22 protein-coding genes are annotated in these 22,520 nt (G+C 56.1%); 15 read left to right on the forward strand and 7 right to left on the reverse strand.

What is annotated here, in order from left to right; genetic code table 11:
* Positions 1 to 128: 128 nt before the first annotated feature.
* Positions 129 to 1,349 carry a sugar metabolism global transcriptional regulator Mlc gene (gene mlc / locus SK53_RS05475; protein ID WP_032658277.1) on the reverse strand — a complete coding sequence of 407 codons (1,221 nt, stop codon included), beginning with the start codon at positions 1,347 to 1,349 and terminating at the stop codon, positions 129 to 131.
* A 121-nt stretch (positions 1,350 to 1,470) separates the two neighbouring features.
* Positions 1,471 to 2,376: a LysR family transcriptional regulator gene (locus SK53_RS05480; RefSeq protein ID WP_003857454.1), complete on the reverse strand. Its 906-nt coding sequence runs from the start codon at positions 2,374 to 2,376 to the stop codon at positions 1,471 to 1,473.
* A gap of 121 nt (positions 2,377 to 2,497) precedes the next feature.
* On the opposite strand from SK53_RS05480, the gene SK53_RS05485 reads away from it, so the two are divergent.
* The 5 genes from SK53_RS05485 (at position 2,498) to SK53_RS05500 (ending at position 6,865) form a co-directional block, all read left to right on the forward strand.
* Positions 2,498 to 3,751, forward strand: a complete 1,254-nt coding sequence (locus SK53_RS05485) for an MFS transporter (RefSeq protein WP_003857455.1) — start codon at positions 2,498 to 2,500, stop codon at positions 3,749 to 3,751.
* A gap of 74 nt (positions 3,752 to 3,825) precedes the next feature.
* Positions 3,826 to 5,310 carry a carboxypeptidase M32 gene (locus tag SK53_RS05490; protein ID WP_048208749.1) on the forward strand — a complete coding sequence of 495 codons (1,485 nt, stop codon included), beginning with the start codon at positions 3,826 to 3,828 and terminating at the stop codon, positions 5,308 to 5,310.
* Between the two features lie 149 nt (positions 5,311 to 5,459).
* Positions 5,460 to 5,765 (forward strand): acid resistance repetitive basic protein Asr, encoded by a 306-nt coding sequence (asr, locus tag SK53_RS05495; protein ID WP_023314057.1) that lies wholly within the window; start codon positions 5,460 to 5,462, stop codon positions 5,763 to 5,765.
* 92 nt (positions 5,766 to 5,857) lie between these two features.
* Positions 5,858 to 5,941, forward strand: coding sequence for a small membrane protein YdgU (locus tag SK53_RS24035; RefSeq protein WP_057979992.1), 84 nt, complete (start codon positions 5,858 to 5,860; stop codon positions 5,939 to 5,941).
* A gap of 102 nt (positions 5,942 to 6,043) precedes the next feature.
* On the forward strand, positions 6,044 to 6,865 hold the full coding sequence (locus SK53_RS05500) for a trypsin-like serine peptidase (protein WP_003857461.1): 822 nt from the start codon (positions 6,044 to 6,046) through the stop codon (positions 6,863 to 6,865).
* 5 nt (positions 6,866 to 6,870) lie between these two features.
* Here SK53_RS05500 and mdtI read toward each other — a convergent pair whose 3' ends face one another.
* Together mdtI and mdtJ are read right to left on the reverse strand one after the other, a co-directional pair.
* Positions 6,871 to 7,200: a multidrug/spermidine efflux SMR transporter subunit MdtI gene (mdtI, locus tag SK53_RS05505; protein WP_003857463.1), complete on the reverse strand. Its 330-nt coding sequence runs from the start codon at positions 7,198 to 7,200 to the stop codon at positions 6,871 to 6,873.
* Positions 7,187 to 7,549, reverse strand: coding sequence for a multidrug/spermidine efflux SMR transporter subunit MdtJ (gene mdtJ / locus SK53_RS05510; protein ID WP_003857465.1), 363 nt, complete (start codon positions 7,547 to 7,549; stop codon positions 7,187 to 7,189). Before mdtJ ends, mdtI begins: the two co-directional genes overlap by 14 nt.
* A gap of 421 nt (positions 7,550 to 7,970) precedes the next feature.
* On the opposite strand from mdtJ, the gene SK53_RS05515 reads away from it, so the two are divergent.
* A complete protein-coding gene (locus SK53_RS05515) occupies positions 7,971 to 9,011 on the forward strand; it encodes an AI-2E family transporter (protein ID WP_003857467.1) in 1,041 nt (346 codons plus the stop codon).
* Here the strand turns inward: SK53_RS05515 and SK53_RS05520 are convergent.
* Together SK53_RS05520 and SK53_RS05525 are read right to left on the reverse strand one after the other, a co-directional pair.
* Complete coding sequence (locus SK53_RS05520) at positions 9,008 to 9,955, reverse strand: zinc-dependent alcohol dehydrogenase family protein (protein ID WP_045337356.1); 948 nt, start codon at positions 9,953 to 9,955, stop codon at positions 9,008 to 9,010. The genes SK53_RS05515 and SK53_RS05520 overlap by 4 nt on opposite strands.
* Positions 9,948 to 10,982, reverse strand: coding sequence for an LLM class flavin-dependent oxidoreductase (locus SK53_RS05525; RefSeq protein WP_048208752.1), 1,035 nt, complete (start codon positions 10,980 to 10,982; stop codon positions 9,948 to 9,950). Before SK53_RS05525 ends, SK53_RS05520 begins: the two co-directional genes overlap by 8 nt.
* A 207-nt stretch (positions 10,983 to 11,189) precedes the next feature.
* Here SK53_RS05525 and yajD point away from each other — a divergent pair, with 207 nt between their 5' ends.
* The 9 genes from yajD (at position 11,190) to pqqF (ending at position 19,819) form a co-directional block, all read left to right on the forward strand.
* On the forward strand, positions 11,190 to 11,537 hold the full coding sequence (yajD, locus tag SK53_RS05530; protein ID WP_003857471.1) for an HNH nuclease YajD: 348 nt from the start codon (positions 11,190 to 11,192) through the stop codon (positions 11,535 to 11,537).
* Positions 11,538 to 11,796: 259 nt separating this feature from the next.
* Complete coding sequence (locus SK53_RS05535) at positions 11,797 to 13,062, forward strand: Y-family DNA polymerase (RefSeq protein ID WP_003857473.1); 1,266 nt, start codon at positions 11,797 to 11,799, stop codon at positions 13,060 to 13,062.
* A 104-nt stretch (positions 13,063 to 13,166) separates the two neighbouring features.
* Positions 13,167 to 14,186, forward strand: a complete 1,020-nt coding sequence (locus tag SK53_RS05540; RefSeq protein WP_048208754.1) for a dipeptidase — start codon at positions 13,167 to 13,169, stop codon at positions 14,184 to 14,186.
* A 138-nt stretch (positions 14,187 to 14,324) separates the two neighbouring features.
* Entirely contained in the window at positions 14,325 to 14,396 is a 72-nt protein-coding gene (gene pqqA / locus SK53_RS22525; RefSeq protein ID WP_002905689.1) for a pyrroloquinoline quinone precursor peptide PqqA, read from the forward strand.
* A gap of 55 nt (positions 14,397 to 14,451) precedes the next feature.
* Positions 14,452 to 15,369, forward strand: a complete 918-nt coding sequence (gene pqqB / locus SK53_RS05545; RefSeq protein WP_003857504.1) for a pyrroloquinoline quinone biosynthesis protein PqqB — start codon at positions 14,452 to 14,454, stop codon at positions 15,367 to 15,369.
* Between the two features lie 2 nt (positions 15,370 to 15,371).
* On the forward strand, positions 15,372 to 16,127 hold the full coding sequence (gene pqqC, locus SK53_RS05550; protein ID WP_003857506.1) for a pyrroloquinoline-quinone synthase PqqC: 756 nt from the start codon (positions 15,372 to 15,374) through the stop codon (positions 16,125 to 16,127).
* 2 nt (positions 16,128 to 16,129) lie between these two features.
* Positions 16,130 to 16,408, forward strand: coding sequence for a pyrroloquinoline quinone biosynthesis peptide chaperone PqqD (gene pqqD, locus SK53_RS05555; protein ID WP_003857508.1), 279 nt, complete (start codon positions 16,130 to 16,132; stop codon positions 16,406 to 16,408).
* Positions 16,395 to 17,537, forward strand: a complete 1,143-nt coding sequence (gene pqqE / locus SK53_RS05560; RefSeq protein ID WP_022651046.1) for a pyrroloquinoline quinone biosynthesis protein PqqE — start codon at positions 16,395 to 16,397, stop codon at positions 17,535 to 17,537. Before pqqD ends, pqqE begins: the two co-directional genes overlap by 14 nt.
* Positions 17,538 to 17,542: 5 nt before the next feature.
* Entirely contained in the window at positions 17,543 to 19,819 is a 2,277-nt protein-coding gene (gene pqqF / locus SK53_RS05565; RefSeq protein WP_048208757.1) for a pyrroloquinoline quinone biosynthesis protein PqqF, read from the forward strand.
* Positions 19,820 to 19,905: 86 nt separating this feature from the next.
* Here the strand turns inward: pqqF and SK53_RS05570 are convergent, their stop codons facing one another.
* Positions 19,906 to 22,335 carry a glucose/quinate/shikimate family membrane-bound PQQ-dependent dehydrogenase gene (locus tag SK53_RS05570; RefSeq protein ID WP_048208759.1) on the reverse strand — a complete coding sequence of 810 codons (2,430 nt, stop codon included), beginning with the start codon at positions 22,333 to 22,335 and terminating at the stop codon, positions 19,906 to 19,908.
* Positions 22,336 to 22,520: the final 185 nt, after the last annotated feature.

Genomic DNA, 22,520 nt, shown 5'->3' on the forward strand with positions numbered 1-22,520 from the left:
ACTCATTCCACCTCTTGGGTATGCTTCAAAATATAAACCAGGTAAATAATTCAGTGGGGAAAGTCTACGGGATGCGTGCGCTACCGGGCTTGAGATAGCGCAATTTTTCGTACATCTCTGGAAAAGAGTTAGCCCTGTAGCAAACGAATCAGTAACGAGCCGTTGTACATCGCATCTTTTACCAGCGCGGCGCCGGCCATCGTGCCCTGGTTGGAAAATTGCGTACTTTCGACCACGATGTTTTTACTGTACGCGGGAAGCGCCTGCTGATTGATGCAGGCGGAAATCGCCGGAAAGAGGATATCCGCCGCCTGGCTGAGCGGGGAGCCGATCAGTATTTTTTGCGGGTTAAACAGATTCACCATAATGGCCAGAATGCGCCCGACATTATTGCCCACGCCGGTAATAATGTCCTTCGCCAGCAGATCGCCCTGCCTTGCCGCAGCGCACAGTGCCTCGACGCTTAACGGTTGACCGTGCAGCGTGGAGCTCATCGACTGGCTGAGCCGCACTTGCGCCAGCTCCAGCACGCTTTCGACGCTGGCAATCGTCTCCAGACAGCCATGGTTACCGCAGTAGCAGCGTTTTCCGTACGGATCGACCTGCGTATGGCCGATCTCCACCAGGCTACTGCTGCCAGCATGCAACAGACGCCCGTCGGTAATCACACCAGCGCCAACGTTATGATCAATCACCACCTGAATCACGTCGCGCGCGCCCCGGGAAGCGCCAAACAACGCCTCCGCCATCGTCCAGGCGCTGATATCATGCTGAATATAGACCGGTACACCGGTGTGGTTTTCCAGCACGTCGCCCAGCGGCATCTCTTTGACGTTTTCATAAAACGGCATGCGGTGCACAATGCCATTTTCGGTATCAATAATTCCCGGCAGGGTGATCGCAATCGCCGTTAAACGTTCAAGACGCTGCTGGTGACGAATAAAGAACTGGTCGATGTGGGTCAGAATGGCATCGAGAAGTGGTTGCTCTGCATCGAGCGGGAGTTCCAGCCGGTCTTCCACCACCAGCTTGCTGCTGAGGTCGCGCAGCGCGAGGAAGATTTCCCCGCGGCTAATCCGCAGCGACAGGTAGTGCCAGGCTTCCGTTTCCACCACCAGCCCTACCGCCGGACGGCCACGACTGCCCGGCTCCTGAATTTCTGTCTCCTGAACCAGATGGGCTTCCAGCATTTCGCGGACAATCTTGGTAATACTGGCGGGTGCCAGTTGTGCCAGGCGCGAAAGATCGATACGCGAAACCGGACCAAGCTGATCAATCAGGCGATAAACGGCGCCCGCGTTGGTCTGCTTGATCTGATCGATATGCCCTGGCTGACTATCAGCAACCACCTCGTACTCCCTTATTTTCGAGCTTCGAAATAAACTGAGGGCTATGGTGAAGCACTTCAATGGCTGACGTCAAATTTTTACTTAGCCATGTGATTTACTGCACATTTTCGCCCACTTTTCCCTATAAATAACGCCCGCGAGAAGCGGTAATTAATTGTTCTTTGAAACGCTGTGCCGCATGGCTCTGTTCATGATGTTTAGACCACACCAGCCACATCTCTGAGACTGCATCCTGCTCGGCTATCTTCACCCAGCGCATTTCCGGCAATTGTACCCGTTTAAACGAGGCCGGGAGAATCGACACGCCAAGCCCTGCGGCAACGAGACCAATGATCGTCATGGCTTCCCCCACCTCCTGCGCGATAGTCGGGACAAGGCCATATCGCCGCATCAAACCAAGAATATCGTCATACAACCCGGTTCCCACCTGTGGGTCAAAAAAGACAAATGGCTCTTTCGCCAGTTCAGCCAGCGTGACGCTGTGCTGCGCGGCGAGCGGATGATCCCGGGGGATCATCGCCATCAGCGGTTCGCGCAGGATCACCTGCCACGCCAGGGTATCAGGCAACTGCGTGTTACGCATCAGCCCCAGATCGAGCGATCCTTCGTTAAGCGGCGATATCTGCTCGCGAGTATTTATTTCGCGCGTCTGAATATGCACATCCGGAAAGTTACGGCGAAACGAGGATAGCGTTTGTGAAACAGCGCTGATAAAGGGGGCCGATGAGGTAAACCCGATGCGCAGCTCTCCCGTCTCCCCGAGATAAAGCCGTTCCGCTCTGGCGGCGGCGTCCTCCACCATACTCAGGATCTGTCGGCTATCGGCAAGAAACTGTTTTCCCGCCGCCGTCAGGCTCACGCTGCGGTTGGTTCGCGCCAGCAGACGCGCCCCGACCTGCTGCTCCAGGATCTGTATCTGCTGGCTTAGCGGTGGCTGAGAGATATTCAGCCTTGCCGCCGCACGACCAAAATGCAGCTCTTCGGCGACGGCGACAAAATAGCGTAGATGGCGCAGCTCGATATTCATATTTTTAAAGTATCATTTGAGATTATTAATATATTAGACAGAATATTTACATTTTCCTACCCTAATCTTGTGGTCATACCCGTCACCAGAAACCACGGGGATGTTTAAGCAAGGATTATGTGTGAGCCGTACAACGACCGTTGATATCGCGCCGGCCAGCGACATTGATGATTTACCCGCAGCACCGCAGCCGGTTCAGTTTATTAAACGTGGTACCCCCCAGTTTATGCGCGTCACGCTGGCGCTCTTCTCAGCGGGTCTCGCCACTTTCGCCCTGCTCTACTGCGTTCAGCCGATCCTGCCGGTTCTGTCGCATGAATTTGGCGTGTCGCCAGCCAGCAGCAGTATTTCGCTCTCCATTTCAACCGGGATGCTGGCGATCGGTCTGCTGTTCACCGGGCCACTTTCGGATGCCATCGGGCGTAAGCAGGTCATGGTAACGGCGTTAATGCTGGCCTCCGTGTGTACCTTGTTGTCCACCATGATGACCAGCTGGCACGGCATTCTGATCATGCGCGCGCTGATTGGGTTATCCCTGAGCGGCGTGGCGGCGGTCGGGATGACCTATCTCAGCGAGGAGATCCACCCGAGTTTCGTGGCCTTCTCCATGGGGCTGTACATTAGCGGGAACTCTATCGGCGGGATGAGCGGACGCCTGCTCAGCGGTGTGTTTACTGATTTCTTTAACTGGCGCATTGCGCTGGCCGTTATCGGCTGCTTCGCCCTCGCTTCGGCGCTGATGTTCTGGAAAATCCTGCCGGAATCGCGCCATTTCCGCCCGACCTCCCTGCGTCCGAAAACGTTATTTATCAACTTTCGCCTGCACTGGCGCGATCAAGGGCTGCCCCGTTTGTTCCTGACCGGTTTCCTGCTGATGGGCTCGTTCGTGACGTTGTTCAACTACATTGGCTATCGTCTGATGCTTTCACCGTGGCATCTTAGCCAGGCATTAGTGGGTTTGCTCTCTGTGGCATATCTCACCGGGACATGGAGTTCGCCAAAAGCGGGCGCCATGACCGCGCGCTTCGGCCGTGGTCCGGTGATGCTGGTATCCACCGCCGTGATGCTGTTCGGACTGCTGATGACGCTTTTCTCTTCCCTGTGGCTGATTTTTGCCGGAATGCTGCTCTTCTCTGCGGGCTTCTTTGCCGCGCATTCCGTTGCCAGCAGCTGGATTGGCCCACGCGCGCGCCGCGCTAAAGGTCAGGCTTCGTCACTGTATCTGTTCAGTTACTATCTTGGTTCCAGCATAGCCGGTACGCTCGGCGGGGTGTTCTGGCATAACTACGGCTGGAACGGCGTGGGCGGATTTATCGCGCTGATGCTGTGCGCGGCACTGCTGGTGGGCGCGAGCCTGCATAAACGACTGCATTAACATTCAGCCCTCTTCGTGTTTAAATCGAGCCGATGCTAATTTTTGTCATCGGCTGATTCAGACACGAGGACTTCATGAAAAACAATAACTATCAACAACTCACCCGCACCTTCCAGCGCCTCTCCCGCTTCTCTCACCTCTCCTCCATCGCCAGCTGGGACATGTTCACCATGATGCCGCCAGGCGGCAGCGCCGCGCGCGGTGAAGCGCTGGCGGAGATGAGCGTCCTGCAACATCAGATCCTGACCGATAAAAAAGTGGGTGAATGGCTGGCGGCGGCGGCAGACGAAGATCTGAACGACGTTGAGCTGGCCAACCTGCGTGAAATGACGCGCCACTACCAGCAGGCAACTATACTGCCGGAATCGCTGGTGGAGGCCAAATCGCTGGCGGGCAGCAGGTGTGAACACGCGTGGCGCACTCAGCGTCCGGCCAACGACTGGCAGGGCTTTTCAGCCAACCTGAAAGAGGTGGTGAAACTCAGTCGTGAAGAAGCCCGCCTGCGCGCTGAAGCTAAAGGCTGCACGCCTTACGACGCGCTGCTGGATATCTTTGAACCCGACATGACCAGCGCTCGCCTGGATGTGCTGTTCGGCGATCTGAAGTCCTGGCTACCGGAGTTGCTGGCAAAGGTTGTGGAAAAACAGGCTCAACGATCGTTCGTTCCGCCACAGGGTCCCTTCCCGACCGCCACGCAGCGCGAGCTGGGCCTGGAAGCGATGAAAATGCTTGGCTTCGATTTTAACGGCGGTCGTCTGGACGTTAGCGCCCACCCGTTCTGCGGCGGCGTGCCGGAAGATGTGCGTATCACCACGCGTTACGATGAAGATGAACTGCTCAGCGCGCTTTTCGGCGTGATCCACGAAACCGGACATGCCCGCTACGAGCAAAACCTTCCGCGAGCATGGGCCGGTCAGCCCGTTGCGCTGGCGCGCTCTACGGCGATCCATGAATCCCAGAGCTTGTTCTTTGAAATGCAGCTAGGCCGCAGCGACGCTTTCCTGAAGCATCTGCTTCCGGCGGTTCATGCCCGTTTCGGCAGCCAGGCGGCATTCAGCGAAGAGAATTTCATTGCCTGGAACCAGCGCGTGAAGCCGGGCTACATCCGCGTTGATGCGGATGAAGTGAGCTATCCGGCGCATGTGGTGCTGCGCTATGAGATCGAGCGCGCGCTAATCAATGGCGAAATTGAAGTCGATGATATTCCCGCGTTATGGGATGAGAAAATGCAGGCCTGGCTTGGGTTATCCACCAAAGATAACTATCGCAACGGCTGTATGCAGGATATCCACTGGACCGACGGCGGTTTTGGCTACTTCCCGTCTTACACGCTGGGGGCAATGTATGCGGCACAGCTGTTCCATGCCGCCAAAACTGCGCTGCCCGGGTTGCAGGCATCCATCGCCGGGGGCGATTTCTCGGCGCTGTTTGACTGGCTGCGTCAGAATATCTGGCAGCACGGCAGCCGTTTCAGCACATCGCAGCTCATCACCCAGGCCACGGGTGAAGATCTGAATATCCGCTACTTCCGCGAACACCTGACATCCCGCTACCTATAACCGAATGCGCCGGGGATCTGCCCCGGCGTTGTACATACGGTTACACGCCGATACCAATCACTCACGGAAACCCCGAATTTACAGGGATATAGTTATTTCAACGGCCCCGCAGTGGGGTTAAATGAGAAACCAAATTCGAGGGTATGAAAATGAAAAAAGTATTAGCTCTGGTTGTTGCCGCTGCTATGGGTCTGTCTTCCGCTGCATTCGCGGCTGAAACTACCGCCACCGCAGCGCCTGCGGCTTCCACCGCTGCTCCGGCCAAAACGGTTCACCATAAAAAACATCACAAAGCGGCTAAACCAGCGGCAGAACAGAAAGCGCAGGCCGTTAAAAAGCACCACAAAAAAGCGGCAAAACCAGCGGTAGAGCAGAAAGCCCAGGCGGCTAAAAAGCATCACAAAAAAGCAGCAAAACACGAAGCGGCTAAACCTGCTGCACAGCCAGCAGCGTAAGAGTACAAGCTTAACCGTGCCCTTCGGGGCACGTTGGTAAACCGGCGCTGAACGGGTTTGCGGTCAGCGCCGTTTTTTTATCCGGAGGGCGTATGCTGCGGCGCTATCGGTTTGAGTTCATTCTTATCCTGCTAATTTTATGCGCGCTCATCGCCAGCCACTTTTATCTTTCCTGAATGTAGCACGCTGATTTTACTCCCACTTTCTCGCCGTCGCGTCTATAGTATTTTTATAGGGATCACTTTTAATAATCATAATTACCCCCACCAGAGTGTGATATGCGTAAATCTGTTGTGTTGTTACTGGGAACGTTTAGCCTTTTTGCTGGCTTTTCACATGCGGATGATGGCGACGATGACGCCATTAGCGCCAAAGAGGTAAAGACGCTGTTTTTTGGTCATGACGATCGTACGCGTGTCACCGATCCTACCGAATCGCCCTGGGATGCCATCGGGCAACTGGAAACCGCCAGCGGCAATTTATGTACTGCAACCCTCATTACGCCACGCCTTGCGCTGACCGCGGGTCATTGCCTGTTAATGCCGCCTGAAGGCAAACCGGATAAAGCGATCGCCCTGCGCTTTGTGTCGCAAAAAGGAATATGGCGCTACGAAATTCACGGTATTGAGGGGCGGGTGGATCCGTCGCTTGGCAAACGCCTGAAACCGGATGGTGATGGCTGGATTGTGCCGCCCGGGGCGGCCTCCTGGGATTTCGGGCTGATCGTTTTACGTTATCCGCCGTCCGGGATCACCCCGCTGCCGCTCTTTGATGGCGATAAAGCCGCGCTCACCGCCGCCCTGAAAGCCGCCGATCGAAAAGTAACGCAGTCAGGCTACCCTGTTGATCACCTCGATTCGCTGTACACCCATACGGACTGCGTGGTGACGGGTTGGGCGCAAAACAGCGTGCTGTCGCATCAGTGCGATACGCTACCGGGTGATAGCGGATCGCCGCTGATGTTAAAAACCGATAACGGCTGGCAGCTGATTGGCGTTCAAAGTTCTGCGCCAGCGGCGAAAGACCGCTGGCGCGCCGATAACCGGGCGTTGTCGGTGACCGGTTTTCGCGACCGGCTGGAAGCCCTGGCGCAGCAGTAGGTCACTCAGGCCAGTTTAATCATGATCATGCCGGCGAGCAGTAATACCAGCCCTATCCAGCCTTTATTGTTTAAACGCTGCCCGAACATAATCCAGCCTGCCGCCAGGGTGGCGGCAATACCGAAGCCACCCCACAGCGCATAGGCCACGGACAGATCGATGCCTTTCACCGCCTGCGACAGGGCGCTAAACGCCCCCAGAACCGCGGCAATCGATAACAGGCCGTAGGCTTTGCGACGAAAACCGTCGGAAAACTTCAGAAAGACGTTCGCAATAATTTCCAGAACGATGGCGAAAGCCAGCCAGGCCGCGTGGATCCATTCAAACTGCTGCATGGGTCTGCTCCTTCTGCTGTTTTGCCGGTTTGCGTGTACCCGATTTAATCAGCACGATACCCGCGACCAGGGTCGTCAGCCCGGCAATTTTCATTGTCGTCAGGGTTTCATCAAATAACATGACGCTAAACAGCGTAATCAATAAAATACCAACACCTTCCCACAATGCGTATGCCACGCCCAGCGCGATTTTTTTAACCGCGAAAGAGAGGAAAATATAGGAAAGCGTAATCATGACCAGCATCAAAATAAAACCGGTGCTGCCATCACTCACGCTCGCCCATTTCATCGACAAGGTGCCGGTAATTTCAGCGACGATCGCCAGAGCTAATAAAATCCAGTAAAACATGTTTTTTCTCCTGCTTGAGAATATAATCCATCGAGGCTCACTGCGGACAGCAAACCAAAAAATTGGGAATTAAATCAGTTAGCTAAGCGCATAGCGCTAGCTCAGGCAGAAGACGTGACTATAGCGCGGAACGCCAGTGTTGCTCACCAGAAAGCAGGCAGAGGGAGGTTGAAAACAGAGCAGAGTTGTTTGAAAAATACGTCCTGAACAAATTGTCCATAAAATTACAATTATCCGCGGTGTTGCTTCTCGTCTTTGCGGATGAAAATTGTCCTCGGTAGTTGAACACGCCTGATTTGTATCATAAGCCAGGAATTTACTCAAAGCCTTTTCATTTCTTTACCCAGTCTGTTTGATTTTGGTTAGTTTTTTTAATCCGCTTTCCCCTCTATTATAAATAAAAAACTGTTCAGGAACGTCCATGGCCAAACCTATTATCACCCTCAACGGGCTTAAGATCGTCATCATGCTGGGCATGCTGGTGATCATTCTGACCGGCGTTCGTTTTGCGGCCGATATCATCGTGCCTTTTATCCTGGCGCTTTTTATCGCGGTGATCCTCAATCCACTGGTGCAGCGAATGGTGCGGCTGCGCATCCCGCGTGTGCTGGCGATAAGCCTGCTTATCAGTATTATTATCGTTGCGATGGTGCTGTTAGTCGCCTATCTGGGAACCTCCCTGAACGAGCTGGCGCGGACGCTACCGACATACCGCTCTTCCCTGGCGACCCCGCTGCTGCAAATTGAACCCTGGCTGCAACGCGCGGGTATCGAAGTCTCGGTTGAGGAACTGCTTAAATACATCGATCCGAATGCCGCCATGACGATTGTCACCAGCCTGCTGGCACAACTCTCCAACGCCATGACCTCAATTTTCCTGCTGTTCCTGACGGTTGTGTTTATGCTGCTGGAAGTTCCACAGCTGCCTGCAAAGCTCCAGCACATCATGGTGCGTCCGGTAGAGGGAATGGGCGCCATTCAGCGCGCGCTCGACAGCGTTTCACGCTATCTGGTGCTGAAAACGGCCATCAGCCTGGTGACGGGATTAGTGGTCTGGGGGATGCTCGCCGCGCTGGATGTGCGTTTTGCCTTCGTCTGGGGGCTGCTGGCCTTTGCGCTCAACTATATTCCTAACATCGGCTCCGTGCTGGCGGCGATCCCCCCTATCCTTCAGGTGCTGGTTTTCAGCGGTTTGTATGATGCCCTGATTCTGCTGGCAGGCTATCTGGTGATTAACCTTGTCTTCGGGAACATTCTTGAACCACGGATAATGGGACGCGGGCTGGGGCTTTCAACCCTTGTAGTGTTCCTGTCCCTGATTTTCTGGGGCTGGCTGCTCGGGCCTGTCGGCATGCTGCTCTCCGTTCCGCTGACAATTATTGTCAAAATTGGCCTCGAGCAGACCGCCGGTGGACAAAGTATCGCTGTACTGCTGAGCGACATGAGCCATAAGGCCGATTAATTGTCCATCGACAGCATGGGCTTGCCCGTTCTTCCCGCTTCGCGATAGTTGCCTACTGCCCGCTGCCATTCCGACAGCGGGTAGAGGGTGACATCGCTGCACTGACTGGCGCGCAGTTTAGGCCAGATGCGCCGAAACTCCGCCTGCCACGCCTCAGCGCTCAGCGCGTCAAGATAGTTACGAATGTGAAACCACGCCACGCGCGGCAACGGCCGCTGCTGCCGGAAGGTCTGCCCGGAGAGCAGCCCGTAGCAGACAAAGGTGCCGGTTTCGGGCATCACGCTCAGGATCGTCTCCGCCAGGCTGCCGCCCGTGGCGTCGTACACCACGTCTGCGCGCGCGGCGGCAGCGTTGACGGCGGCCATATCGTGTTGCGCAATCGGGACGATCCCCTTTTCAGCCAGACGTTGAGCGTGCACGGGCGAGCGATGGATCCCGTAAACCGCCTCTGCACCCGCCTGGCGTGCCCATTGCCCGAGCAGAACGGCGCAGTCAGAACCGGCAGCGGTGAGCAGCACCGTTTTCCCGACCGGAGGATAGCGGTCCAGCATCATCTGTGCGGCAAGCGGATTGATATACGCCCGCGCGGCAAGAAGCGAGTCGACGTCGTCCGGGACGGGAACCGCATACGCCGCCGGGCAGTCGACATAGCGCTGCCAGGTTCCCTGCCCCCGTAACGGCAGGACCCGCTTGCCCAGCAGCGCCGGATAAGCGGCGGGCGTTTCGGTCACTATTCCGACCCCTTCATAACCGGCTATCGCAGGCAGCGGCGTGCGATGGCGATATGCCCCGGTGATGGGGATGAGATCGGAGGCGTTCACCGGAGAAAAAAGCATGCGCACACGTATCTCTCCCGGCTGTCGCGGGGACAATGGTGTGGTTTCTGCTTGCAGTACCGATTCAGGCTCACCAAACCGGCGATACCAGAGGGCCAGATTACGCATTGCGATCGCGCCACCCCATTTCCGGTGCGACATGTTTCAGGATGGACTCGATCACATGTGCGTTGTATTCCACGCCCAGCTGATTCGGCACGGTAAGCAACAGCGTATCCGCTTCCGCGATCGCTTCATCCTTTTTCAACTGTTCAATCAGCTTGTCTGGCTCTGCGGCATAGCTGCGTCCGAAAATAGCCCGCGTTTTCTCATCCAGATAGCCCACGCTGTCGCTCTCATTGCGGCTTGAGCCGAAATACATCCGGTCGCGCTCGTCCATCAGGGCAAAAATACTGCGGCTGACCGAAACGCGTGGCTGACGGGAATGCCCTGCCTCAGCCCAGGCCTGTCGGTAGGCACGGATCTGTTTTGCCTGCTGAATATGGAACGGCTCGTCGGTTTCATCATCTTTCAGCGTTGAGCTTTGCAGGTTCATCCCCAGTTTTGCCGCCCATACTGCCGTTGCATTAGAGCCAGCCCCCCACCAGATACGATCGCGTATGCCTTCTGAATGCGGCTCCAGACGCAACAATCCCGGCGGGTTTGGGAACATCGGCTGTGGGTTAGGCTTCGCAAACCCTTCACCGCGTAATACATCAAGCAGTACCTCAGTGTGGCGGCGCGCCATATCAGATTCGGTTTCCCCTTCCTGCGGCACGTAACCAAAATAACGCCAGCCATCAATCACCTGCTCCGGGGAACCCCGGCTGATACCAAGCTGTAATCGCCCGCCGGAGATGAGATCTGCCGCGCCAGCATCTTCCGCCATATACAGCGGATTTTCATACCGCATGTCGATCACGCCCGTCCCGATTTCGATGCGTTTGGTTTTCGCGCCTATTGCCGCCAGCAAGGGGAATGGCGAACTGAGCTGGCGGGCAAAGTGGTGCACACGGAAATAAGCCCCGTCCGCGCCCAGCTCTTCGGCTGCGACCGCCAGATCGATGGACTGTAGCAGCGTGTCAGCCGCGGTTCGCGTGCCGGACTGGGGTGACGGCGTCCAGTGACCAAACGACAAAAATCCAATCTTTTTCATAGTGGAGTATCCTGATAAAGCATTGCGTTATCCCTACTCTACGCATTAACGGATGAGAATAAATGGTGATTATTTAACGGAATGCTTCAAATAAACTGACAGAAAGACGCAAATCGCAGGCTGCCTTCCCGCAGAGGAGGCATTCTCCTGACATCTCATAATGGGATATAGTGTGAACTATTCTCTTTTTAACAGGTAACATCAGCAATGGCTCTGATCCCCAAAAACTACGCACGGCTGGAAAGCGGCTACCGTGAAAAAGCGCTAAAAATCTACCCCTGGGTTTGTGGACGCTGCTCGCGTGAGTTTGTTTATTCAAATCTTCGTGAACTCACGGTTCACCATATCGACCACGATCACACCAATAACCCGGAAGATGGCAGTAACTGGGAGCTGTTGTGCCTGTTTTGTCACGATCACGAGCACTCAAAGTACACCGAAGCGGATCAGTATGGCACCACCGTTGTCGCGGGTGAGGATGCGCAAAAAGACGTGGGTGTCGCCACGTTTAACCCCTTTGCCGATCTCAAGGCGATGATGGACAAGAAGAAGTAATATCGACGGCTTCACTGCCCATACCTGCCGTATGGGCACTTATATTCCTTAAACATTTCATTAAATACCCTTTCCGCCAGATTTGCCTCGCCGCCATTCTGGACATAACCCTCGCCCTCCTGCACCCGTACGACGTCACTCCTCGTTCCCCCTTGATCTTTGCTATCAATATACAATACTGTATATAAATACAGTATTTATTAACGGTGATCATAATGCAGTTTTTCACCCCACCTGGCGATACCAGAGCGAGCTGACCATGTTTGCACTGTGTGATGTGAACGCTTTCTATGCTTCCTGTGAAACGGTTTTTCGCCCGGACCTGAAGGGACGACCGGTGGTCGTGTTGTCCAATAACGATGGGTGCGTCATCTCTCGCTCCGCTGAAGCCAAACCCTTTGTGAAAATGGGTGAACCGTACTTCAAACAGAAAGATCGCTTCAGGCATCATGGCGTGGTTTGTTTCAGCAGTAATTATGAACTTTACGCGGATATGTCCAACCGGGTAATGAACACGCTTGAAGAGATGTCGCCTCGTAGCGAAATATACTCCATTGATGAGATCTTTTGCGATCTTACCGGGGTGCGTAATTGTCGCGATCTTTCCGATTTTGGGCATGAAATGAGAGCGACCGTACTGCAACGCACCCATCTGACCGTCGGGGTGGGCATCGCACCCACAAAGACGCTGGCGAAACTGGCAAATCACGCGGCAAAACGCTGGCAGCGCCAGACGGGAGGCGTTGTTGATTTATCCAATGTGGATCGTCAGAGAAAGCTGATGGCGGCGCTACCCGTCGAAGACGTTTGGGGGGTAGGACGTCGCATAGCGAAGAAGCTTGAGATGATGGGGATTAAGACCGTCCTGCAACTGGCAGACACCGATATCCGGTTCATAAGAAAACATTTCAATGTCGTGCTGGAGAGAACGGTGCGTGAATTACGGGGCGAACCGTGTCTTGAACTGGAAGAGTTTGCCCCGGTAAAGCAAGAAATCGTCTGTTCGCGCTCGTTTGGCGAACGCATCACGGAATATGACGATGTACGCCAGGCCATCTGTAGTTATGCTGCCCGGGCAGCAGAAAAACTTCGCAATGAGCATCAGCATTGCCGCTTTATCTCCGTATTTGTTAAAACCTCGCCCTTCGCACTTAACGAGCCATATTATGGCAATAGCGCGTCGGTAAAACTGCTCACCCCAACCCAGGATAGCCGGGATATTATCGGCGCATCAGTTCGTTGTCTGGATGCGGTCTGGAAGAACGGCCATCGGTACCAGAAAGCCGGAGTGATGCTGGGAGATTTTTATAGCCAGGGCGTCGCGCAACTTAATCTGTTTGACGACAACGCCCCCAGGAAAAACAGCCAAAAGTTAATGGATGTATTAGACCATCTGAATGCTGAAAATGGCCGTGGCACGCTTTACTTCGCGGGACAGGGTATTCAGCAACCGTGGCAGATGAAACGGGAAATGCTTTCACCCCGCTACACAACCCGCTTTGCGGATCTCCTCACTGTTAAGTGATATTAACAATTGCTGCTAAGTTGTAAATTTCTCCTTGCCGGACCGGACAAATCGGTTATCGTGCCAGGCAACTTTCACAGCAATAAAAGACAGTGGGATGCGCTATGGCGGTTTTTGATGGTCACAATGACCTGTTGCTTAATTTATGGCTTCACCATCGCCAGGATCCGGTAACGGCCTTCTTCTCCGGCATTGAAAACGGACACCTCGATTATCCGCGCATGCAGCAAGGCGGATTTTCCGGCGGGCTGTTCGCGCTGTTCGTGCCGCCGCAGGAGTATATCGCCCGCATGGCGCCACAATACGCCAGCGAGCCGTGGCAGCCGGTCGACATTCTCTGGCAGCAGCTGACGATCCTTAAGCAGCTTGTCGCCCACTCCGATGGCCGGGCGCGATTGTGCCTGAGCGCGGCGGATATCGAACGCTGCCGTCAGGATAAAGTGCTGGCGATGGTGGCGCATATTGAGGGCGCGGGCGGTTTTGACGGCGAGGGAGACGATCTACAGGCTTTCTATACCGCCGGGGTGCGCAGCATTGGGCCTTTCTGGAACATTGCTAACCGTTTTGGCACCGGCATTAACGGGGCGTTTCCCGGCAGCCCGGACAGCGGCCCAGGGCTTACCGCAGAGGGTATCGCCCTCATTAAGCACGCTAACGCCCTGAACATGCTGATTGACGTTTCGCATATGAATGAAAAGGCGTTCTGGGATACCGCTCGTCATTCCTCATCACCGCTGGTCGCCACCCACTCCAACGCCCATACGCTGTGCCCGCAACCGCGCAATCTGACCGATCGGCAGCTGCTGGCTATCCGCGACAGCGGCGGCGTGGCTGGCGTCAATTTCGGCAACGCGTTTCTGCGCGCCGACGGTAAACGCGATAGCGATACCCCGCTGAGTACGATTGTTCGCCATATCGACTATCTTATTAACATCATGGGTGACGATCATGTCGCGCTGGGCTCCGATTTTGACGGTATTACGTTGCCTGATGACTTACACGATGTGAGTGGTTTACCACGGCTAATCAGCGCGTTGCGTGACAGCGGCTATGATCAATTTGTGCTGAATAAGCTGCTGTGGGGTAACTGGCAAAAGGTATTGCAAAATGTTTGGCAACAATAGGTTACGTTGTAAACATTAAGTTAATTCCTTACATCTTTCGGGTTGAGCTTTGCCCTCCTGTGACGCATTATTTGATGACCATCACAAAACTGGCACAAACAATGGCGTTGGTGCTGCATTTTTAAAGAGGAAAAAACGATGTGGAAGAAACCTGCTTTTATTGATTTACGTCTTGGCCTGGAAGTGACCCTGTACATTTCCAACCGCTAATCGCTCTGCCCGCCATCCGTGCGGGCATTTTTGTTTGACTACCTGGCCCATCTTCATGTTTATTAAAGTCCTCGGTTCCGCCGCTGGCGGTGGTTTCCCCCAGTGGAACTGTAACTGCGCCAACTGTCAGGGTTTGCGCGACGGTACCCTTCAGGCGACCCCTCGCACCCAGTCGTCGATCATCGTCAGTGATAACGGCAAAGAGTGGGTGCTGTGTAACGCCTCCCCCGATATCAGCCAGCAGATTGCCCATACGCCAGAACTGAATAAGAAAGAGGTTCTGCGCGGCACGCATATTGGCGGCATTATTCTCACCGATAGCCAGATTGACCACACCACCGGGCTGCTCAGCCTGCGCGAAGGGTGCCCACATCAGGTATGGTGTACGCCGGAGGTGCATGAAGATCTTTCCAGCGGATTCCCGATTTTTACCATGCTCCGGCACTGGAACGGCGGCCTTATTCATCACCCGATTGCGCCGCTCACCGCCTTTAGCGTGGAAGCCTGCCCTGATTTGCAGTTTACCGCTGTCCCCATCGCCAGTAACGCACCGCCCTATTCGCCGTGGCGCGACCGCCCGCTGCCGGGGCATAACGTGGCGCTGTTTATCGAAAACCGCCGCAACGGTCAGACGCTGTTCTACGCGCCGGGTCTCGGTGAACCCGATGACGCTATCCTGCCGTGGCTCAAAAAGGCGGACTGTCTGCTGATTGACGGCACCGTCTGGCAGGACGATGAACTCCAGGCCACCGGCGTCGGGCGCAATACCGGCCGCGACATGGGCCATCTGGCGCTCGGCGATGAACACGGCATGATGGCGCTGCTGGCCTCGCTGCCGGCAAAGCGCAAGATTCTGATCCACATTAATAACACCAACCCGATCCTTAACGAGCAGTCGCCGCAGCGTCACGCCCTTGCGCAGCAGGGAATAGAAGTGAGCTGGGACGGGATGAACATCACGCTTCAGGACTAACTATGCACATTCGCGAAACGCTCTCGCCGCAAGAGTTTGAGCACGCCCTTCGGGCGAAAGGCGCCTACTATCATATTCACCATCCGTACCATATCGCGATGCATAACGGCGAGGCCAGCCGCGAGCAGATCCAGGGCTGGGTGGCGAACCGGTTTTACTACCAGACGACGATCCCACTGAAAGACGCGGCAATTATGGCGAACTGCCCGGATCCGCACACGCGTCGCAAATGGGTGCAGCGGATCCTCGATCACGACGGCAGCAACGGTCATGACGGCGGTATCGAAGCCTGGCTACAGCTGGGCGAAGCCGTGGGGCTCAGCCGCGAGGACTTAATCAGCGAACGCCACGTGCTGCCCGGCGTCCGTTTCGCCGTCGACGCTTACGTTAACTTCGCCCGCCGCGCCAACTGGCAGGAGGCTGCATGCAGTTCGCTCACCGAACTGTTCGCCCCGCAAATCCATCAGTCGCGTCTCGACAGCTGGCCACAGCACTACCCGTGGATCAAAGAGGAAGGCTATTTTTATTTCCGCAGCCGCCTCAGCCAGGCCAGCCGCGACGTTGAACATGGTCTGGAGCTGGCGAAGCGTTATTGCGATAGCGCGGAAAAGCAGAATCGGATGCTGGAGATCCTTCAGTTCAAACTCGATATCCTGTGGTCGATGCTCGACGCGATGACCATGGCCTACGCGCTACAGCGTCCGCCTTATCACACGGTCACCGACAAAGCGGCCTGGCACACAACCCGACTGGTATAAGCATGCAAAAAAACTCCATCGTCGCCTTTCGTCGCGGCTATCGCCTGCAATGGGAAGCCGCTCAGGACAGCCATGTCATCCTCTATCCGGAAGGCATGGCTAAACTCAATGAGACCGCCGCCGCGATCCTCGAACTGGTCGATGGCCAACGCGACGCGGCGGCCATCATTGCCATACTCAACGAACGGTTCCCGGAAGCCGGCGGCGTGGATGACGACGTCGTAGAATTCCTGCAAATTGCTTATCAACAGAAGTGGATTATTTTCCGTGAGCCAGAATAAACCTGCCGTCAATCCACCGCTGTGGCTGCTGGCGGAGCTGACCTATCGCTGTCCGCTACAGTGTCCTTACTGCTCTAACCCGCTGGACTTCGCCCGGCAGGATCAGGAGCTGACCACTGAACAGTGGATTGAGGTTTTCCGCCAGGCGCGGGCGATGGGCAGCGTGCAGATAGGTTTTTCCGGCGGCGAACCGTTGACGCGTAAGGATCTGCCGGAGCTGATCCGCGCCGCCCGCGATCTCGGTTTTTATACCAACCTGATCACCTCGGGAATTGGCCTGACGGAAAGCAAGCTCGACGCATTCAGCGAGGCCGGTCTGGACCATATCCAGATTAGCTTCCAGGCCAGCGATGAAGTGCTCAACGCTGCGCTGGCGGGGAATAAAAAAGCCTTCCAGCAGAAGCTGGCGATGGCCAAAGCGGTTAAAGCGCGCGATTACCCGATGGTGCTGAATTTCGTCCTGCACCGGCATAATATCGATCAGATCGATAAAATCATCGAACTGTGCATCGAGCTGGACGCCGACGACGTCGAACTTGCCACCTGCCAGTTCTACGGTTGGGCGTTCCTTAATCGTCAGGGGCTTCTGCCGACGCGGGAACAGATTGCCCGCGCGGAACGCGTGGTTGCCGAATATCGGCAAAAAATGGCCGCCAGCGGCAATCTGACCAACCTGCTGTTCGTCACCCCCGATTATTACGAAGAGCGGCCAAAAGGCTGTATGGGCGGCTGGGGGTCGATTTTCCTCAGCGTGACCCCGGAAGGCACGGCGCTGCCCTGCCACAGCGCGCGCCAGCTGCCGGTGGATTTCCCGTCGGTGCTTGAGCAGAGTCTGGAATCCATCTGGTATGACTCTTTCGGCTTCAACCGCTATCGCGGGTTTGACTGGATGCCGGAGCCGTGCCGCTCCTGCGATGAAAAAGAGAAAGACTTCGGCGGCTGCCGCTGCCAGGCCTTTATGCTCACCGGGAATGCGGATAACGCCGATCCGGTGTGCAGCAAATCGCCGCATCATCATAAAATCCTCGAGGCGCGACGCGAAGCAGCCTGTAGTGATATGAAGATCGGTCAGCTTCAGTTTCGCAACCGAACCCGTTCTCAGCTTATCTATAAAACCCGGGAACTGTAACGATAATGACCATCCGCATCGTGGAACTGGCAGGCGGTTTACGCGCAACGCTGGTGCATCAGCCGCAGGCGACACGCGCGGCGGCGCTGGCGCGCGTGAGTGCCGGAAGCCATCACGAGCCACCACGCTTCGCCGGTCTTGCGCATTTGCTTGAGCACCTGCTGTTCCGCGGTAGCGAGCGCTATCGGGGCGATGATCGACTCATGGCCTGGGTCCAGCGCCAGGGCGGCAACGTCAATGCCACCACGCTGGCTCGCCACAGCGCTTTTTTCTTCGAGGTTGCCGCCGAAAACCTGTCCGACGGCGTCGCGCGACTGCGGGATATGTTGCAGGCGCCGCTGCTTTCCCGGCTGGACATCCAGCGCGAAGTGGCGGTCATTGATGCGGAAAACCGGCTTATCCAGCAGCATGATGCCGCCCGGCGCGAAGCCGCGGCGCGCCACGCGATGGAACAACCGAAGGTTTTTCGCCGTTTTCAGGTGGGTAGCCATGATTCTCTGGGGCAAGACACGGGATCGCTGCACGCCGCGTTGCGCGACTTTCATCGCCGCTATTATGTGGCCGGACACCTGCAATTGTGGCTACAGGGACCGCAAACGCTGGATGCGTTAGCCGAGCTTGCCCATACGTTTGCGACAGGTTTTGCTTCAGGTGGCGTGCCTGAAGCCGCCCCCCCGTTACGCCTTAGCGCTGAAGCATATTATCAGCTGGCAGTGACGGAGCGACCCGCGCTGTGGCGCTGTCCGTTGATCCAAAAAAGTGACAACGTCACCTTTCTTCGGGAATTTTTGCTGGACGAGGCCCCCGGAAGCCTGATTGACGGGCTGCGGGCGCGCGGGCTGGCAGAAGAGGTATCGCTGGACTGGCTTTATCAGGATGACGATTACGGCTGGCTGGCGCTAACGCTTGACGGCGAACGGCCCGAGGCCATAGACGCGCAAATCACGCGCTGGCTGCGGGCCCTACAGCAAACGACGCAAGAGCAACAGCGGCATTATTATCGGCTGGCACAGCAGCGCTTTAACGCCCTGTCGGCCCTTGACCAGCTTCGCCAGCGGGCGTTTGGTTTTGCGCCCGGCGCGGCGCCGGTTGATTTTTCCGCCTTCTGTGCCGACTTACTGGCGGCGCCCACCTCATATCTGGCCTGCAAAAAAATGGAAGCCGCCGGGACAATTTCCAGCCAGGGATTTGCCCTGCCGCTTAGCCACTGGCGTCGCCAGCCGGTTGCGGATGAGAGCCCCACCGCGTTTTCCTTCTACCCGCAGGCTGCCCAATATTCTGCCCCAGCCCTGACGCCAGAAGCCGTTCCGCTGCTGCATTTACCGGCGCAGGCACAAGCGCCGACGCTGATCCTCCGCAGGCCTTTTTATTCGCGCGTAAGCGAGTCACAGGGGGTGGCGATCGGCAAACAATTACGCCCTCTTCTGGCTGAAATGCGCCATATCGGCGGCAGCGGCGAGTGGCAAACGGTTGACGGTAGCTGGCAGCTAACCCTGCGGCTTCCTGACGCCGTGGTGATGGCGGAACCCATCATCGGGGCGATAATCGATCGCCTCTCCCGCCCCACACCGGCTATTACGCCTGCGCCAGATGGCATTGCGATCCGTCAGTTGCTTAAGCAATTGCCTGAACGACTGGCATCGGAACCGTCACGGAATGGCTGGCTGGCGGCGTTAGCTGGCGGCAGCGCCGGACACGCGCACGGGTTAGCCCGGCAGCTTGGCCTGCTCCGGGCGCCGGTTAACGCTAAGCCGTTGCCGTTAAGCGATTGTCCCGGCGGGGTCGAACACATTCCGCACGCCAGCGAGGATTCGGCGCTGCTGGTGTTTATTCCCCTGCCGCCGGGTGCGTCGCTCGCCGCGCTGCGGCTGCTGGCGTTATGCTGCGAACCGCGATTTTTCCAGCGCCTGCGCGTGGAACAGCAGATTGGCTACGTGGTCAGCTGTCGTTATCAGCGTATTGCCGATCGCGATGGCCTGCTGCTGGCGTTACAGTCGCCTGATCGTTCTCCCGTGAACCTGTTGGGTTGCTGCAAACGATTTTTGCGAGAGCTGACGCTGTGCGATGAATCCGAGTTCAGCCTATTGCGACAGCAGCTGGCGACGCAGATCCGCTCACCGATGGATGCCAGCGCCACGGCAGTGGCCGCCCTGCGCCAGCGCTATGGTTTGCCGGTGTTAACGCCGCAGGCTATTGATGCCCTGCAACCTGACGAGATAGTCGCGCTATGGCGCGAGATGACTCGCCGTCGCCGACGCTGGCGGGTGCTTTTCACGGGCTGACCGGAACCGCAGCTTTCTTCCTGTGCGTGGTTTTCAGTCAAAAAAAAGCCCCGTACTACGACGGGGCCAGGCTGTTTATTTCGCTGTTATTTATCCAGCGCGTAGGCAATCACGTAGTCACCACGATCCGGCGACTGGCGCGCACCGCCAGCAGAGATCAGAATGTACTGTTTGCCGGTTTTCGGTGATACATAGCTGATAGGTCCGCCCTGGCTACCCACCGGGAGACGCGCTTTCCACACTTCTTCCCCCGTAGAGGAATCAAAGGCGCGCAGGTAGTAATCCTGGGTTCCCGCAATGAAGACCAGACCGCCCTGCGTGGCCAGCGTACCGCCCAGCGTCGGCATACCGACAGGCATCTGCATACGCATTTTTACCCCAAACGGACCGGTATCCTGAACGGTACCGACCGGCACCTGCCAGACGATTTTCTGTGTTTTCAGGTCAATCGCAGAGAGAGAGCCAAACGGTGGTTTCTGGCACGGAATACCCAGCGGTGACATGAAACGGTTTTTGTTGACCGAATACGGCGTTCCTTTCATCGGAACAGCGCCCATACCGGCGTTCACGGCTTCACCGCCCGTGTTTGCCACTGCGCTTTGCGGATCTTGTTTAATCAGCTGGACCCACAGACCCAGACGCATGTCGTTGACGAAGATGTACTGGTTGTTCGGATCCGTGGACAGACTACCCCAGTTCATTCCCCCCAGCGAGCCCGGGAAGCTCAGGGAAATATCGGTTCCCGGCATCGTGTACAGACCGTCATAACGCATTGATTTGAAGCTGATACGACAGGCCAGCTGGTCAAACGGCGTCGCCCCCCACATATCCGATTCTTTCAGGGTTTCCGCGCCAATCTGCGGCATCCCCACAGAGCGCGGCTGCGTTGTCGGGTACTGTTCACGTGGAATATCCGCTGGTTTTACCGGAACCTCTTTCACTTCAGTGAGCGGTTTACCCGTCAGGCGATCAAGAACATAAATTTGCCCCGCTTTGGTGCCCACCACCACCGCGGGCTTGTTGCCCTCTTTTGTCGGGAAATCAACCAGGCTCGGCTGCATCGGGATATCGAAATCCCAGAGGTCGTTATGCACGGTCTGGTATACCCACTTCTCTTTCCCGGTAGTCGCATCCAGCGCGAGGATTGAGGTGGCGTATTTATGATCTTCCGGAATACGGTCAGCGCCCCACAGGTCGACGGAGGAACTCCCCATCGGGATAAACACGGTATTCATCGACGCATCCCAGGACATAGAGGCCCAGGAGTTTGCAGAGCTACGTTTGTAGTGTTCGCCCGGCTTCAGAACATAGTTCGGATCCGGATTACGCGGGTCGAACGCCCAGCGCAGCTGGCCGGTGATCACGTCATAACCACGTATAACGCCTCCCGGCATATCGGTGCTGACGTTATCCGCAACGCGGCCACCAACGACAACCGTCGTACCCGCCAGCGTCGGGGCCGACGTCAGCACGTAGGTGGGATCTGACGCGTCGCCCATCCCTTCATGCAGGTTAACGCTGCCGTTAGTACCGAAGTCCGGGCAGAATTTGCCGTTATCGGCGTCTAACGCGATCAGCTTACCGTCAATAGTATTCATCAGGATACGGCGCTGGCATGCAGCGCCCGGTGCGACCTGCGCTGGCAGAACCGGCGTGGAGCCCGCTACCGTTGGCTGTGCCAGCGGTTTGGTGGCATCAAAGTATGCCAGGCCACGGCAGCGCATCCAGATTGCAGATTTGGCGTTGATTTCCGCTTTCCAGATCTCTTTCCCACTATCGGCATCCACGGCGATCACGTTGTTATGCGGCGTACAGAGGAAGACACGATCGCCAACCTGTAGCGGCGTTTGCTGATCTTCTGCGCCATTGCCGTCCGGACTTTCCGGTACGTCACCGGTATGGTAGGTCCAGACCGGTTTCAGGTTTTTCACGTTGTCACGGGTTATCTGGTCCAGCGCCACAAAGCGACTACCGCCGGCCGTATTACCGTAGTGATCCCAGTTCTGCTGTTTCGCATCATCTTTTACCGGTACCAGCGGACGTTTTTCACCGCTAAACGGCACGGTCGGATGGGGTTGAAACATCTGAACAAAGGTGACGCCCATGGCAATAATAAGGACCGCGCAGACCCCCAGGGCCCCTTTTGCGCAGGACGGTTTTCCTTCACGTTTACGCAATGCAGGCCAGGTGGCAGCTGCCAGCACCATCAGCCCGGCGGGTACCATTAAACGGGAAACCAGCGGCCAGAAGTCGAGCCCGGCATCGAAAAATGCCCAAATCAGGGTGCCAAGAAACACCAGGGCAAACAGCCCCACGGCAGAGGACTTGCGGCGGAAGAACTGAATCGCAGAGAGCAGAGTGATAACCCCGGCGATGAGAAAATACCAACTCCCCCCCAGGGAAACCAGTTTAAAACCGCCGATAGCAAAAAAGAGCCCCGTTACAAGAAGTATCACACCCACCAGCAGGCACCACGGGCCTAACCAGCCGGATGAGCGGGGATTATTGTCTGACATAAAAATGAATCTCCTGATTACTTTATAACAGCAAGGTTTTATTGACTGCCACGATGCTAAAACCCTGCGTAACATCAATTGTTCGTGTGCGAATCATAAATTAAAATTATAATGTAGACAAAATGTATTCTGTCGGAAGAAAAGAAAACTCACTAAAGTGCAGGAACATAACAAAATAAAAAAAA

Origin of the sequence: Enterobacter sp. MGH119, assembly GCF_001037675.1 — a bacterium.
GTDB lineage: Bacteria > Pseudomonadota > Gammaproteobacteria > Enterobacterales > Enterobacteriaceae > Enterobacter > Enterobacter hormaechei_C.

What these genes read in the sequence shown, in the direction of transcription:
- SK53_RS05480 (WP_003857454.1), bottom strand. Translation starts at nt 2,376, where the DNA reads ATGAATATCGAGCTGCGCCATCTACGCTATTTTGTCGCCGTCGCCGAA.
- SK53_RS05490 (WP_048208749.1), top strand. Translation starts at nt 3,826, where the DNA reads ATGAAAAACAATAACTATCAACAACTCACCCGCACCTTCCAGCGCCTC.
- asr (WP_023314057.1), top strand. Translation starts at nt 5,460, where the DNA reads ATGAAAAAAGTATTAGCTCTGGTTGTTGCCGCTGCTATGGGTCTGTCT.
- SK53_RS24035 (WP_057979992.1), top strand. Translation starts at nt 5,858, where the DNA reads ATGCTGCGGCGCTATCGGTTTGAGTTCATTCTTATCCTGCTAATTTTA.
- SK53_RS05500 (WP_003857461.1), top strand. Translation starts at nt 6,044, where the DNA reads ATGCGTAAATCTGTTGTGTTGTTACTGGGAACGTTTAGCCTTTTTGCT.
- mdtI (WP_003857463.1), bottom strand. Translation starts at nt 7,200, where the DNA reads ATGCAGCAGTTTGAATGGATCCACGCGGCCTGGCTGGCTTTCGCCATC.
- mdtJ (WP_003857465.1), bottom strand. Translation starts at nt 7,549, where the DNA reads ATGTTTTACTGGATTTTATTAGCTCTGGCGATCGTCGCTGAAATTACC.
- SK53_RS05515 (WP_003857467.1), top strand. Translation starts at nt 7,971, where the DNA reads ATGGCCAAACCTATTATCACCCTCAACGGGCTTAAGATCGTCATCATG.
- SK53_RS05520 (WP_045337356.1), bottom strand. Translation starts at nt 9,955, where the DNA reads ATGCGTAATCTGGCCCTCTGGTATCGCCGGTTTGGTGAGCCTGAATCG.
- SK53_RS05525 (WP_048208752.1), bottom strand. Translation starts at nt 10,982, where the DNA reads ATGAAAAAGATTGGATTTTTGTCGTTTGGTCACTGGACGCCGTCACCC.
- yajD (WP_003857471.1), top strand. Translation starts at nt 11,190, where the DNA reads ATGGCTCTGATCCCCAAAAACTACGCACGGCTGGAAAGCGGCTACCGT.
- SK53_RS05535 (WP_003857473.1), top strand. Translation starts at nt 11,797, where the DNA reads ATGTTTGCACTGTGTGATGTGAACGCTTTCTATGCTTCCTGTGAAACG.
- SK53_RS05540 (WP_048208754.1), top strand. Translation starts at nt 13,167, where the DNA reads ATGGCGGTTTTTGATGGTCACAATGACCTGTTGCTTAATTTATGGCTT.
- pqqB (WP_003857504.1), top strand. Translation starts at nt 14,452, where the DNA reads ATGTTTATTAAAGTCCTCGGTTCCGCCGCTGGCGGTGGTTTCCCCCAG.
- pqqC (WP_003857506.1), top strand. Translation starts at nt 15,372, where the DNA reads ATGCACATTCGCGAAACGCTCTCGCCGCAAGAGTTTGAGCACGCCCTT.
- pqqD (WP_003857508.1), top strand. Translation starts at nt 16,130, where the DNA reads ATGCAAAAAAACTCCATCGTCGCCTTTCGTCGCGGCTATCGCCTGCAA.
- pqqF (WP_048208757.1), top strand. Translation starts at nt 17,543, where the DNA reads ATGACCATCCGCATCGTGGAACTGGCAGGCGGTTTACGCGCAACGCTG.
- SK53_RS05570 (WP_048208759.1), bottom strand. Translation starts at nt 22,335, where the DNA reads ATGTCAGACAATAATCCCCGCTCATCCGGCTGGTTAGGCCCGTGGTGC.